The sequence below is a fragment of the Burkholderia sp. BKH01 genome (assembly GCF_025685725.1).
GTDB lineage: Bacteria > Pseudomonadota > Gammaproteobacteria > Burkholderiales > Burkholderiaceae > Burkholderia > Burkholderia pyrrocinia_C.
Map to the genome: position 1 here is coordinate 51,945 of NZ_JAOTQT010000026.1, position 12,513 is coordinate 64,457.

The 12,513-nt window shown below is 69.2% G+C and carries 13 protein-coding genes; 6 read left to right on the forward strand and 7 right to left on the reverse strand.

Annotated elements, in window-relative coordinates; genetic code table 11:
- Nucleotides 1-4 precede the first annotated feature (4 nt).
- From OEJ37_RS28335 to OEJ37_RS28360, 6 genes are all read left to right on the forward strand, one after another.
- Nucleotides 5-1,039, forward strand: a complete 1,035-nt coding sequence (locus OEJ37_RS28335) for a glycosyltransferase family 4 protein (RefSeq protein WP_258281398.1) — start codon at nucleotides 5-7, stop codon at nucleotides 1,037-1,039.
- Nucleotides 1,036-1,572 (forward strand): diacylglycerol kinase, encoded by a 537-nt coding sequence (locus OEJ37_RS28340; protein ID WP_174418215.1) that lies wholly within the window; start codon nucleotides 1,036-1,038, stop codon nucleotides 1,570-1,572. Before OEJ37_RS28335 ends, OEJ37_RS28340 begins: the two co-directional genes overlap by 4 nt.
- Before the next feature lie 206 nt (nucleotides 1,573-1,778).
- Nucleotides 1,779-2,537 carry a TetR/AcrR family transcriptional regulator gene (locus tag OEJ37_RS28345; RefSeq protein ID WP_152856389.1) on the forward strand — a complete coding sequence of 253 codons (759 nt, stop codon included), beginning with the start codon at nucleotides 1,779-1,781 and terminating at the stop codon, nucleotides 2,535-2,537.
- Nucleotides 2,534-3,115 (forward strand): TIGR00730 family Rossman fold protein, encoded by a 582-nt coding sequence (locus tag OEJ37_RS28350; RefSeq protein ID WP_152856390.1) that lies wholly within the window; start codon nucleotides 2,534-2,536, stop codon nucleotides 3,113-3,115. The genes OEJ37_RS28345 and OEJ37_RS28350 overlap by 4 nt, the downstream gene beginning before the upstream one ends.
- A gap of 22 nt (nucleotides 3,116-3,137) precedes the next feature.
- On the forward strand, nucleotides 3,138-3,899 hold the full coding sequence (locus tag OEJ37_RS28355; RefSeq protein WP_174418214.1) for an SDR family oxidoreductase: 762 nt from the start codon (nucleotides 3,138-3,140) through the stop codon (nucleotides 3,897-3,899).
- Nucleotides 3,900-4,127: 228 nt separating this feature from the next.
- On the forward strand, nucleotides 4,128-6,020 hold the full coding sequence (locus OEJ37_RS28360) for an ArnT family glycosyltransferase (RefSeq protein ID WP_174418213.1): 1,893 nt from the start codon (nucleotides 4,128-4,130) through the stop codon (nucleotides 6,018-6,020).
- 189 nt (nucleotides 6,021-6,209) lie between these two features.
- Here OEJ37_RS28360 and OEJ37_RS28365 read toward each other — a convergent pair whose 3' ends face one another.
- From OEJ37_RS28365 to OEJ37_RS28395, 7 genes are all read right to left on the reverse strand, one after another.
- Nucleotides 6,210-6,827 carry a DUF924 family protein gene (locus OEJ37_RS28365; protein ID WP_263347744.1) on the reverse strand — a complete coding sequence of 206 codons (618 nt, stop codon included), beginning with the start codon at nucleotides 6,825-6,827 and terminating at the stop codon, nucleotides 6,210-6,212.
- On the reverse strand, nucleotides 6,824-7,555 hold the full coding sequence (locus OEJ37_RS28370) for an alanyl-tRNA editing protein (protein WP_174418211.1): 732 nt from the start codon (nucleotides 7,553-7,555) through the stop codon (nucleotides 6,824-6,826). The genes OEJ37_RS28365 and OEJ37_RS28370 overlap by 4 nt, the downstream gene beginning before the upstream one ends.
- Nucleotides 7,556-7,660: 105 nt before the next feature.
- Nucleotides 7,661-8,071, reverse strand: a complete 411-nt coding sequence (locus OEJ37_RS28375) for a group II truncated hemoglobin (protein WP_174418210.1) — start codon at nucleotides 8,069-8,071, stop codon at nucleotides 7,661-7,663.
- A 43-nt stretch (nucleotides 8,072-8,114) separates the two neighbouring features.
- Complete coding sequence (locus tag OEJ37_RS28380) at nucleotides 8,115-10,676, reverse strand: ABC transporter permease (protein WP_263347746.1); 2,562 nt, start codon at nucleotides 10,674-10,676, stop codon at nucleotides 8,115-8,117.
- 47 nt (nucleotides 10,677-10,723) lie between these two features.
- Nucleotides 10,724-11,341: a DUF4126 domain-containing protein gene (locus tag OEJ37_RS28385; RefSeq protein ID WP_263347747.1), complete on the reverse strand. Its 618-nt coding sequence runs from the start codon at nucleotides 11,339-11,341 to the stop codon at nucleotides 10,724-10,726.
- A gap of 393 nt (nucleotides 11,342-11,734) precedes the next feature.
- Nucleotides 11,735-12,055, reverse strand: coding sequence for a quaternary ammonium compound efflux SMR transporter SugE (gene sugE / locus OEJ37_RS28390; RefSeq protein WP_152856397.1), 321 nt, complete (start codon nucleotides 12,053-12,055; stop codon nucleotides 11,735-11,737).
- Between the two features lie 165 nt (nucleotides 12,056-12,220).
- A complete protein-coding gene (locus OEJ37_RS28395; protein ID WP_034184857.1) occupies nucleotides 12,221-12,502 on the reverse strand; it encodes a DUF333 domain-containing protein in 282 nt (93 codons plus the stop codon).
- Nucleotides 12,503-12,513: the final 11 nt, after the last annotated feature.

The following is a 12,513-nucleotide window of genomic DNA, read 5'->3' on the forward strand; positions in this document are numbered from 1 at the left end:
CGCGATGAAGATCATGATCGTCACCGACGCGTGGGAACCGCAGGTCAACGGCGTCGTGCGCACGCTGAAGAGCACGTCGCGCGAACTGACGGCGCTCGGCCACCGCGTCGAACTGCTGACGCCGCTGGAATTCCGCACGGTGCCCTGCCCGACCTACCCCGAGATCCGCCTGTCGATCCTGCCGTACCGCAAGCTGCGCGCGCGGATCGACGCGTTCGCACCCGACGCGCTGCACATCGCGACCGAAGGCCCGCTCGGCCTCGCCGCGCGCCGCTATGCGCGCACCCACAAGCTGCCGTTCACGACCGCGTATCACACGCGCTTTCCGGAATACGTGCAGGCGCGCTTCGGCATCCCGCTGGCCGCCACCTACCGCTTCCTGCACTGGTTCCATCGCCCGTCGCTCGCGGTGATGGCGCCGACGCCGGTCGTCAAGGAAGACCTCGAGAAGTTCGGCTTCACGAACGTCGTGCTGTGGACGCGCGGCGTCGACCTCGACATCTTCCGCCCGATGGAGTCGAAAGTGCTCAACACCGCGCGGCCGATCTTCCTGTACGTGGGCCGCGTCGCGATCGAAAAGAACGTCGAGGCGTTCCTGCGCCTCGACCTGCCCGGCTCGAAATGGGTCGCGGGCGAAGGCCCCGCGCTCGCGGAGCTGAAGTCGCGCTACCCGGAGGCGAACTATCTCGGCGTGCTGTCACAGGCCGAGCTCGCGAAGGTGTATGCTGCGGCCGACGTGTTCGTGTTCCCGAGTCGCACCGACACGTTCGGCCTCGTGCTGCTCGAGGCGCTCGCCTGCGGCACGCCGGTCGCAGCGTATCCCGTCACGGGCCCGATCGACGTGCTCAGCGGCGGCGACGCCGGCGCGATGCACGAGGACCTGCAGGAAGCCTGCCTCGAAGCGCTGAAGATCGAACGCACGACCGCGCGCGCATGGGCGGAACGCTTCTCGTGGCGCGCGGCATCCGAGCAGTTCGCGTCGCATCTGAAGCCGCTGCCGAAGACCGCGTACTCGCCAGCCGAAGGTGCCGCCGTTTGAAACGAGACCTGAACGAGAAAACCCCGCCCCCCGCCGCGACGCAGCAACGGCACCGCCCGTTCGACGAGGAAGAGCCGCATGGCGACACGGACGCGCACGCGTCCGAGCCGCTCGGCCCCGACGATCAACTGACGCCGCTGCCGCCGAACCCGTACAAGCGCCACCGCGGCATCACGCGCGCATGGTACGCACTCAAGCATTCGTTGAACGGCTTTCGTGTCGCAATCCGCGAGGAGAGCGCGTTTCGCCAGGAGTTGACGCTCGCCGCGCTGATGCTCCCGATCGGCGCGTTCGCGCCGGTGCCGGCGGCGTCGCGCGCACTGCTGATCGGCTCGGTGCTGCTGGTGCTGATCGTCGAGCTGCTGAACTCGAGTGTCGAGGCCGCGATCGACCGCATCTCGCTCGAGCGTCACGAACTCTCCAAACGCGCGAAGGACCTCGGCAGCGCGGCCGTGACGGTCGCGCTGTTCGCTTGCGTGACGACCTGGGGTTTCGTGCTCGGCCCGGTCGTCGCACACTGGCTAGGCTTCTAGCCTGCTGCCCGTCGCGCGCGTTGCACGCCGCCCGCGTGCGGCGCCGCACCATCCGTCGCGCGGGTCCGCGATCACGAAATGCGCCCGATCTGGCGAAACCCCGGTTTATAATCGTCCGCCAGACATAGAACAGCAACCCGCGCCGGACGAATCACGCAGCATCGATTGCAGCGCCCGCCAGTCCGGCACACACAGGGCCGGACGACATGGAAGCGAAACCTCCCCGCCGCACCCGCGAACGGATTCTCGAGTTGTCGTTGAAACTCTTCAACGAGATCGGCGAGCCGAACGTCACGACCACGACGATCGCCGAGGAAATGGAAATCAGTCCAGGCAACCTGTACTACCATTTCCGCAACAAGGACGACATCATCAACAGCATCTTCGCGCAGTTCGAGCAGCAGATCGAACGGCGGCTGCGCTTTCCCGAAGATCATCGTCCGACGATCGACGAAACCTGGTCGTACCTGCAGTACATGGCCGATTTCATGTGGACCTACCGGTTCCTGTATCGCGACCTCAACGACCTGCTCGCCCGCAACCGCACGCTCGAGACGCACTTCAAGCAGATCATCAGCCACAAGGTGCGCTTCGCGCGCGAGATGTGCGAGCTGCTCGTGTCCGACGCCGAAATGGTCGCGACGCCCGCCGAGATCGAAGTCATCGCCACCAACATGGCCGTCATTTCGACGTACTGGCTGTCGTATCAGTACGTGATGCATCCGCGCAAGTACAACGACCAGGACGCGATCCGCGAGGAACTGCACCAGGTCAGCATGCACGTGATCTCCGTGATGGCGCCGTACCTGCGCGGCCGTTCGCGCCAGCTGTTCGACGATCTGGTCTCCGGCAAGCTGCCGAAGCGCCAGTTCACCGACTACCTGCCGCCGCGCGACGGTTCGCCGCGCCCCGCCGGCGGGCCGGTCACCGTTGGGCAGGCCCCCGCCAAGGATTCCAAGCAATGAAGGCAGTCTGCGTTTACTGCGGCTCGTCGTCCGGCGTGCGGCCCGTCTATGCCGACGCCGCGCGCGCATTCGGCCGCGCGCTCGTCGATGCGGGCCTCACGCTCGTATACGGCGGCGGCCGTGTCGGCCTGATGGGCGTGATCGCCGACGAAGTGATGGCGGCCGGCGGCCGTGCGGTCGGCGTGATCCCCGAATTGCTCGTCGACAAGGAAGTCGGCCATACGGGGCTGTCGGAACTGCATGTCGTACCCGACATGCACCACCGCAAGAAAATGATGGCCGACCTCTCGGACGCGTTCGTCGCGATGCCCGGCGGCGCCGGCACGCTCGAGGAGCTCTTCGAGGTCTACACGTGGGCGCAGCTCGGCTATCACCGCAAACCCGTCGCGCTCTACAACATCGATTCGTTCTACGATCCGCTGATCACGCTGCTGCGCCATACGGTCGACGAGGGTTTCATGCGTCCGGCCTATTTCGACGCGCTGTGCGTCGATTCGGAACCGGTCGAACTGATCGAGCGGCTGCGCCGCTATCAACCGCCTGCCCGCGACAAGTGGGCGCCCGACGCAGCGAAGTAACCCTCCCAGGGAACCGCACGCGATGACCGCACCGTCCGGCCGCAAGGCCGTCCTCATCACCGGCGCGAGCCGCGGCATCGGCCGTGCGACCGCCGTGCTCGCGGCCGAACGCGGCTGGGACGTCGGCATCAACTACGCACGCGACGCGGCGGCAGCCGAACTCACGGCACAAGCCGTCCGCGACGCGGGCGGCCGTGCATGCGTCGTCGCGGGCGACGTCGCGAACGAAGCCGACGTCGTCGCGATGTTCGACACCGTCGCGGCCGCGTTCGGACGCCTCGACGCACTCGTCAACAACGCGGGCATCGTCGCACCGTCGATGCCGCTCGCCGACATGCCGGCCGACCGGCTGCGGCGGATGTTCGACACCAACGTGCTCGGCGCGTACCTTTGCGCGCGCGAAGCCGCGCGCCGGCTGTCCACCGACCGCGGCGGCCGGGGCGGCGCGATCGTCAACGTCTCGTCGATCGCATCGCGACTCGGCTCGCCGAACGAATACGTCGACTACGCGGGCTCGAAAGGCGCGGTCGACTCGCTGACGATCGGTCTTGCGAAGGAACTCGGTCCGCACGGCGTGCGCGTCAACGCGGTGCGCCCCGGCCTGATCGAGACCGAAATACACGCGAGCGGCGGCCAGCCGGGCCGTGCGGCCCGCCTCGGCGCGCAGACGCCGCTCGGCCGCGCGGGCGAAGCGCAGGAGATCGCCGAAGCGATCGTCTGGCTGCTCGGCGACGCGGCGTCCTACACGACGGGCGCCCTGCTCGACGTCGGCGGCGGCCGGTAGCCGCACGCGCAGCACATCAAAATCGCCGCCTCGAACAATTTGTCGTCACGGCACCACAAATCTCCACAATTTCCTGACGGCTTCAGTAAACATTCGTAATCGTTCCGTGATCTACTAGCGGAAATTCTGACGGGCGTGATAATCGCCTGTTTCTTGCCGCCCTGATGTGGCCCTTATCGGTCCGGCCCATGTCGCCGAACCGGCTCGACTCGACCCGAGATCTTTTCCATGCCTGGAACCGCAGCGCCCAGCCGGCGACGCACGTCCGTGCCGGCTCCGGACCCGCACACCCGCTCGACCGCCAACGCCGACCTCACCGCGAAGCTGGACGCCGCCGGCACGCCCGTCGTCGCCGCGACCACCGCAGCCGGCACCACGCGCGACCGCTCGCTCCTGCTCGGCTGGCGCGCGTGGCTGCTCGTCGCCGCGCTGGTCTGCGCGTATGTGCTGCCCGGCGTGCTCGGCCATGATCCGTGGAAACAGGACGAAACCTACACGTTCGGCATCATCCAGCACATGCTCGAGACGGGCGATTTCGTCGTGCCGACCAATGCCGGCCTGCCGTTCATGGAAAAGCCGCCGCTTTACGCGTGGGTCGCGACCAGCCTCGCGTGGCTGCTGCAGCGCGTGATGCCGCTGCACGACGCGGCACGGCTCGCGAGCGCGCTGTTCGCGGCACTCGCGTTCGGCTTCATCGCACGCGCGGCGCGCGTCACCAGCCGCGCGGACAGCTGGTTCGACCTGCGCGTGATCGGCCCCGTCGTGCTGAGCGCGGGCACGCTCGTCGTCATCAAGCACATGCACGACATGATGACGGACGTCGCACTGTTCGCCGGCACCGCAATGGGCTTCTGCGGACTGCTCGAACTCGTGATGCGGCACGTCGCGCGCGCGCAGCAGATGCGGCACGGGCTGCCGGTCCGGCCGTCGGGCCGCTGGGCCGCGCCGATCTTCGGCGCGGGCGTCGGCATCGCGCTGATGACGAAGGGGCTGTTCGTGCCGCTCGTGTTCGCGGCCACGCTCGTCGGCACACTGGTGCTCTACCCGGCTTGCCGCACCCGCTCGTTCGCGCGCTCGCTCGGCGTCGCCGCGCTCGTGTTCGCGCCATTCGCGCTGATCTGGCCGACCGCGCTGTTCCTGCGTTCCGAGACGCTGTTCATGACATGGTTCTGGGACAACAACGTCGGCCGCTTCTTCGGCTTCTCCGTCCCCGAGCTCGGTGCGGAAAACGACAAGCCTTTCTTCATCCTGCGTGCGTTCCTGCTCGTCGGCTTCCCGGTCGCGCCGCTCGCGATCGTCGCGCTCGCGCGCGGTGCGTGGCGCGACTGGCGCACGCCGCGCATCGCGCTGCCCGTGCTGTTCGCCGGCATCGGGCTCGCGGTGCTGCAGGTGTCCGCAACATCCCGCCAACTCTACATCCTGCCGTTCTTCGCGCCGCTCGCGCTGGTCGCCGCACAGGCGATCGAACGCATTCCGCGCACGCTGCATCTCGCGTGGGACTACTTCAGCCGCGTGCTGTTCGGCACGGCCGCCGCACTCGCCTGGGCGATCTGGGCAGTGATGGCCGATCCGGCCGCGTCGCGCGCGGATCTCGCGCCGCTCGGCCGCTGGCTGCCGCTCGACTGGACGATGCCGATCGAGCCCGCGCTCGTGATCGGTGCGCTCGCACTGACGGTCGGCTGGCTGTCGCTGCTGCCGAAGCTGCGCACGACGGGCCTTTGGCGCGGCGCGCTGTCGTGGAGCGCCGGCGCACTCGTCGCGTGGGGGCTCATCTATACGCTGCTGCTGCCGTGGCTCGACGTCGCGAAGAGCTACCGCTCGGTGTTCGACGACCTGAACGCGCATCTCGCGCTCGAATGGAACGACGGCGACTGCATGGCGAGCCTGCACGGGCTCGGCGAATCGGAAGCGCCGATGCTGTACTACTTCTCCGGCATCCAGCACACGCCGATCGACGACGCGAAGACGACGCGCTGCACGTGGATGATCGTCCAGGGTGTGCGGGCCGTCGATCCGGCGCCCGGCAGCGAATGGAAGCTGTTCTGGACGGGCGCGCGCCCGGGCGACAACGACGAACTGCTGCGCGTCTACGTGCGCACGCCCGAACAGCACCTGCAATGACGCAGGACGGCGCCGCGCGCCGTCTTGCCTGCCTTCATCTCCGGCAACAAGGTCGAGACCGGCTGCCCGAGCAGTGCGCAACCGCCGGGCGATGCGCCGTGCCGCCGTCCGGTTTCCCCGACCGCCAACGCACCCGCGCGAATCTGCGGGCTCGCCCCTCCCTCTCCAGTCACGCAACCGCCCTGGTCGTCAGAACGACGAACCGGGTTCACGAAGAAACGTCGTCTCCTCGTCGGTCGATGCACGGCCGAGAATCGCGTTCCGGTGCGGAAAGCGACCGAAGCGCTCGACGACGGCCGCATGCAGCAACGCGAAGCGGTGATAGCCCTCGCATCCTGCCTCGTCGCGAATGCCCGCGCACAGGCGCACGGCTTCGCGCTGGCTCTCGGCCGATTCGTCGTGCTCGAACGGCAGATACGCGAACGCGCGGTGATGGCCGCTCGGCAGTTGCGCATCCCAGCCGGCCGCGACGACGCGGCGTGCGAGCGCGAGCGCCTTCGGATCGGCGGCAAACGCGCGCGGCGTGCCGCGATGGATGTTGCGCGAAAACTGGTCGAGCACGACGATCAACGCAAGCGCACCCGACGGCGAGCCGGCCCAGTCATCGCATGCGCCGTCGCACGCGGCGTCGAGCAGCGCGCCGCAGCGCGTGCGCAGCACGTCGTCGAACGCCGTGCCGCCGTTGAACCAGACCTTGCGTTCCTGCCCGAATTCGTCCGAGCCCGGTTCGCCGAACCAGAAATCCAGAATCTCCCGCGCTTGCGGATCCAGCGTCGCCGCGCCCGCCACCCCGGTGTCGATCGTCATGCAAACTCCAGTACGAGGCGCCGCGTGCGCGCGCTCTTCTTTTCAAGTTTCGCGACGCGCAGGTCGCCGATTTCCGAGGTGTTGCGCACATGCGTGCCGCCGCACGGCTGCAGGTCGACCTGCTCGATGCGCAGCAGCCGCACGCGGCCGAGACCCATCGGCGGCTTCACGCTCATCGTGCGTACGAGTTCGGGACGCTCGGCCATCTCGTCGTCGGTGATCCATTCGGTCGTGACCGGATGCGCACCGACGACCAGGCCGGCGAGGCGCCGCTCGACGTCGTCGCGGTCGATCGCATCGGATGTCGCGAAATCGAGCCGCACGTAGTCGGCCGTCACGCTGCAGCCGTCGACCGCGTACGGCAGCACCGCGCACATCAGGTGCGCGGCCGTATGCAGGCGCATGTGCCGATAGCGGCGCGGCCAGTCGATCGCCGCGACCACGCGCGTGCCGGGCACGAGCGCCGCGACGCGCGCCTCCTGCCCCGATGCCGGCACGTGCACGGCGTCGTCGGGCGTCGCGCCGTCGAACTTTGCCTTGCGCGTATCGGCGATCGCGATCGTGCTGCCGTCGGGCAGCGTCAGCGTACCGGTATCGCCGGCCTGGCCGCCGCCGAGCGGATAGAACACGGTGCGGTCGAGCCGGATGCCGTCGTCGCCGACAGCCTGAACGATCGCGTCGCATTGCGTGAGGTACGCGTCTTCGCGAAACAGCGCTTGGGTCGTCATCGGGCGAGCCTCGTATCGATTGGGGGAAATGGCCAGTGTCGCGCCGCACCGCGTGCGCGCCCAGACGCAGATCGCCCCGCGCGCGGGCAGCGGCGTACCGGTCGATCAACCGGGCCGGTTGCGCATCCAGTCGGCCGTGTCGTAGAACGAATGCATGAGCCGCTCGCGCAGCGGCTCGGGCAGCCCGACATCCTCCATCGCCCACGCCATGCAGCGCAGCCACTGGTCGCGCTCGACCGACGCGATCGGGAACGGCAGGTGCCGCGCGCGCAGCCGCGGATGGCCGAACCGGTCGATGTAGTGGTCGGGGCCGCCGAGCCAGCCGCACAGGAACCAGAACAGCTTGTCGCGCGAACCGTCGAGCGATGCCGGGTGCAGCGCGCGAATCTGCGCGAACTCGGGCTCGAGGTCCATCAGGTCGTAGAAGCGGTCCACCATTTCGCGCACGCGGGCTTCGCCGCCCACGAGCTCGAACGCCGTCGGCTGCGCCGGCGTATCGTCATTCACATCGGTCATACGGATAGTCGGAAAACGGGATCTTCGGGGCCGCCGGCGACGCTCATGCGTCGCGCAGCGACTGCAGCGCGGGGCGCCGCAACACATTATGCAGGCTCAGCCAGCCGGCCGCACCGGCGCACGCGACGCCGGCCACGATACCGGCCGGCACGAGCCACGGATCGACGGCGAGCCGGAAGTCGAACACGCGCGACGCGAGCACCCAGCCGACCGCGATCGCGCCCGCCGACGCCAGCGCGCCGGCCAGTGCACCGACCACGACGAATTCCGCGCGCTGCACCGCATTGACCTGCGCGCGCGACGCGCCGAGCGCGCGCAGCAGCGCGGCCTCGCGCACCCGCTCGTCGCGCGAGCCGGCGAGCGCCGTGTACAGCACGAGCACGCCGGCCGCGAGCGTGAACGCGAACAGGAACTGCACCGCGCCGACCACCTGCAGCATCATCCGCTGCAGCTGCGCGAGGATCGGCGCGACGTCGATCGCGGTCAGGTTCGGGTAGCGCGCGATCAGCGGATCGAGCAGCGCGGCGTCGGATGCGGGCAGATGGAAGCTCGTGAGGTAGACGGCCGGGAAATCCTTCAGCACCGGCGGCGGCATCAGCACGAAGAAGTTGACGCGGAACGTGCCCCAGTCGAGCTTGCGCACGCTCGTGATCGGCGCGTCGACCGTCAGCCCCGTCACGTCGAAGCGCAGCGTGTCGCCCGGCTTCACGTTCAGCATCTTTGCGAGGCCATCCTCGATCGAGATCTGCGGCGTGGCCGCGGTGCCGAACCAGTCGCCTGCGACGATCCGGTTGTCGGACGGCAGCTCGGTCGTGTACGACAGGTTGAACTCGCGGTCGACGAGCCGGCGCGCCTCGTCGGACGGGTAGGCGTCCGGATTCACCGGCTTGCCGTTGATCGCGACGAGGCGGCCGCGCACCATCGGCGCGGGCACCGCGTCGCGCACGCCGTGCGCGGCCAGATAGGTCGCGACGTCGTCGCGCTGGTCGGGCTGGATGTCGATCAGGAACTGGTTCGGCGCATCGGGCGGCGTCGACTGCCGCCAGCCCGCGACGAGATCATTGCGCGTGATCGCGATCAGCAGCAGGCACATCAGGCCGAGTGCGAGTGCGGTGATCTGCAACGCGCTGGTCGTGCCGCGCCGGTGTAGCGACGCAAGCGCGTAGCGCCAGCCGACGCCTGCGGCCACGCGCGCGTTGCGCACCGCGCGCGCGGCTGCGAACAGCACAAGCCGCGCGATCAGCGCGAAACCGACCAGCGCGCCGGCGAAGCCGCCCGCGACGATCAGGCCGAGCTTCAGGTTGCCGGCGGCCACGATCAGCAGCCCCGCGAACAGCAAGACGCCGACCGCATACGCGGCCCACGCGGTGCGCGACGCATCGCCCCACTCGCGCCGCAGCACGCGCACCGGCGGCACGCGCGTGAGCGGCACGAGCGGTGGCAGCGCGAAGCCGAGCAGCAGTACCAGTGCGGCGCCCACGCCGATGAGCGCCGGCCACGGCGTGGGCGGCGGCAACACGACTTCGATCAGGCCGCCGAGCGCGGCCAGCAACGCCCAGTGGCCGCCGTAGCCGAGCACCGCGCCCGCGGCGCCCGACACGATCCCGATGCCGACGAATTCGAGCGCGAACAGCGCGCCGAGCGTTCGGCGGCTCACGCCGAGGCAGCGCATCGTCGCGCAGCCATCGAGATGGCGCCGCATGTAGCGCTGCGCGGCCATCGCGATCGCGACCGCCGCGAGCAGCGCGGTCAGCAGCGCAACGAGCGTCAGGAAATGGCGCGCGCGATCCAGCGTCTGCCGCACCTGCGGCTGGCCTTCCTGCAACGATTCGAGCCCGACGCCGCGCAGCTTCCCGCCGTCGACGCGCTCGTGCGCATAGGTTTCGAAGCGTGCGACGGCCTGCGCGTCGCCGGCGACCAGCAGCCGGTACGTGACGCGGCTGCCGTAGCCGGTGAGCCCCGTCGCGGCGAGCTCGTCCGCGCGCATCATCAGCCGCGGCGAAAAATTGACGAACGAAAAACCGCGATCGAGTTCGCGGGAGATCGACGCGGCGACCGTGAACGTGCGCAGCCCGACCCGCACCGTATCGCCCGCCTTCAGGTGCAGCGCATCGAGCAGCGCGGGATCGGCCCATACGGTGCCGGGCGCGGGAATCGCGGTCGCCTTGTGCGCGACGGCCGCGCCGGCCGGCAGGATCTCGACCGCGCCGCGCAGCGGATACCCGGGCGACACGGCCTTCACCGCAGCGAGGCGCGCGGGCGCCGCACCGCTCGCCTGCCCGCCCGCGGCGGACGCGATCATGCTCGGGAAAATCGCGGTCGTCGCGGTACGCAGGCCGAGCGCGCGGGCCTGACGGTCGAACGACGGATCGACGGGACGGTCGGCGCGCACGACGAAATCGGCGCCGAGCATCTGGCGCGCGTCGCGCTCGAGCCCCTGGCGCAGCCGGTCGGCGAGAAAACCGACGCTCGTCAGTGCCGCGACCGCGAGCACCAGTGCGAGTACGAGCAGCGTCAGCTCGCCCGCGCGCCAGTCGCGCGCGGTCATCCGCGCGGCCTGGCGGATCAGGTCGCGCAGGCCGAAGCGACCGGCATGCGCGGGCATGTCATGGCCGGATTGCCCGGCCGGCGGCTGCGCGTGTTGCGGCCCCTTCAATCGCGCTTACCCCCGATCGAGTTGAGCCGCGACACCATGTGGTTCGCCATCCCGCGAAAACCGCCCGACACGCCGCGCCACAGGCGCGGCAGCGCCCAGGCCGAAGCGGCGATAAAGGCCGCGAGCAGCACGAGGAACGCGAGCGGGACGAAAAACGCGAGCGCGAGCCCGCCGACCACGAGGCCGTCCTCGGTCGACGACGCGACCCAGTTCGAAATCGGTTCGGGAGACAGGTTGATCAACGCGCGCGTACCGGCCTTCGCCACGTGCGCGGCGCCGGCAAGCGAACCGCCGGCAAGGCCCGCGACCGCGAGCACGGTCGGATCGGCATGGCCGAGCGCGCCGGCCGCGAGCACCGCACCGGCCGGGATGCGGATGAAGGTATGCACGGCATCCCACAGCGAGTCGAACGCGGGGATCTTGTCGGCAAGGAATTCGGTGACGGTGAGCACGGCGGCGGCGCCGATGACCCACGGCGACATCAGGACGGCCAGCGTGTCGGGCAGATGGAGCCAGCCGACCCGCGCCAGCACGCCGGTGATCAGCACCGTCAGGTACAGGCGCAGCCCGCTCGCCCACGCGAGCCCCGCGCCGAGCGAAATGGCTTCGATCATGGCCCTCTCCTTGCACTTTCCGTGCGCTTTGCCGATCGATCGGGTCGGTCAGAGCGGCCGCGCGGCGCGTGGCGACCGGCGCCGCAGGCCGCGAACGGCACAACGACATTCAGGCCCGAATGCGTTCCATTATAGACAGGTTGGGACCTGTTCCCGCTAATAACGGGCTTGCGAACGTACGTTGCCGGTCGGAGTGCAACAAGCAAGGAGCGCCGTTTGGCCGAGCCAAACAAGCGACGCGCGACGCCGCAATACGGCTGGCAAGGCACGTTCCCCTGTTTGGAGAAAATCATTCGTGGGGCTGGCCCGTTATTAGCGGGAACAGATCCTGACGGGCAGCCGGCGCAATTCCGCAGCGCGGTGCCCGGAACTCCGTCGTCCGGGATTCCGGCGTCAGGCGGCCGACGACAGCTTGAGGCCAATCAGTCCGGCGACGATCAACACGGCGCTCGCGACGCGCGCGACGGTCAGCGCCTCGCCCATCATCACGATGCCGAACACGAACGCGCCGACCGCGCCGATGCCCGTCCACACCGCGTACGCGGTGCCGAGCGGCAACTGACGCATCGCGACCGCGAGCAGCCCGAAGCTGGCCAGCGCCGTCACGATCGTAAACACCGACGGACCGAGCTTCGTGAAGCCGTCCGACGATTTCATGCCGGCCGCCCAGGCCACTTCCAGCAAACCGGCAATCAACAACAATACCCACGCCATCTCGACGTACTCCGTATCGGATGGGGCCGTCCCCGTCAAAGCGAATGACCCGGGGTCGTCCCCGGGCGGCGCCGAGTATAACAAGATGCTTACGGACACGCCGGACACGGCACACTGCCGGCGGCCGATTCGGGGCAGGATCGGCCGGGCCCGATCAGTTCGACATCAATTCGACACGCGTTTCGGCGCGACGCCGCCGACGCAGCGGTCGTCGCGGTACAGCGCCCACTCCTCGCAGACGCGGCCATCCTTGAACATGCACATCCCGACCTGCCCGCTCGGCAGGCTGCGGATCACGTGGCGACCGCCGAGCTTCTCGCAGTTGACCGACGCGGGATTGGCGAGCGCTGCCTGGGCGGGCGGCTGTTGCCCCGGCGGCAGCGGTTGGGCGAACGCGCCGGGCGCAGTCAGCGCCAGCGCACAGATGACGACCAGACGGACGGACATTGCACGCTCCT

Excerpts from the sequence above, each read along its gene's own strand:
- OEJ37_RS28335 (WP_258281398.1), top strand. The coding sequence starts at position 5 with ATGAAGATCATGATCGTCACCGACGCGTGGGAACCGCAGGTCAACGGC.
- OEJ37_RS28345 (WP_152856389.1), top strand. The coding sequence starts at position 1,779 with ATGGAAGCGAAACCTCCCCGCCGCACCCGCGAACGGATTCTCGAGTTG.
- OEJ37_RS28350 (WP_152856390.1), top strand. The coding sequence starts at position 2,534 with ATGAAGGCAGTCTGCGTTTACTGCGGCTCGTCGTCCGGCGTGCGGCCC.
- OEJ37_RS28355 (WP_174418214.1), top strand. The coding sequence starts at position 3,138 with ATGACCGCACCGTCCGGCCGCAAGGCCGTCCTCATCACCGGCGCGAGC.
- OEJ37_RS28360 (WP_174418213.1), top strand. The coding sequence starts at position 4,128 with ATGCCTGGAACCGCAGCGCCCAGCCGGCGACGCACGTCCGTGCCGGCT.
- OEJ37_RS28365 (WP_263347744.1), bottom strand. The coding sequence starts at position 6,827 with ATGACGATCGACACCGGGGTGGCGGGCGCGGCGACGCTGGATCCGCAA.
- OEJ37_RS28370 (WP_174418211.1), bottom strand. The coding sequence starts at position 7,555 with ATGACGACCCAAGCGCTGTTTCGCGAAGACGCGTACCTCACGCAATGC.
- OEJ37_RS28375 (WP_174418210.1), bottom strand. The coding sequence starts at position 8,071 with ATGACCGATGTGAATGACGATACGCCGGCGCAGCCGACGGCGTTCGAG.
- OEJ37_RS28380 (WP_263347746.1), bottom strand. The coding sequence starts at position 10,676 with ATGCCCGCGCATGCCGGTCGCTTCGGCCTGCGCGACCTGATCCGCCAG.
- OEJ37_RS28385 (WP_263347747.1), bottom strand. The coding sequence starts at position 11,341 with ATGATCGAAGCCATTTCGCTCGGCGCGGGGCTCGCGTGGGCGAGCGGG.
- sugE (WP_152856397.1), bottom strand. The coding sequence starts at position 12,055 with ATGGCGTGGGTATTGTTGTTGATTGCCGGTTTGCTGGAAGTGGCCTGG.
- OEJ37_RS28395 (WP_034184857.1), bottom strand. The coding sequence starts at position 12,502 with ATGTCCGTCCGTCTGGTCGTCATCTGTGCGCTGGCGCTGACTGCGCCC.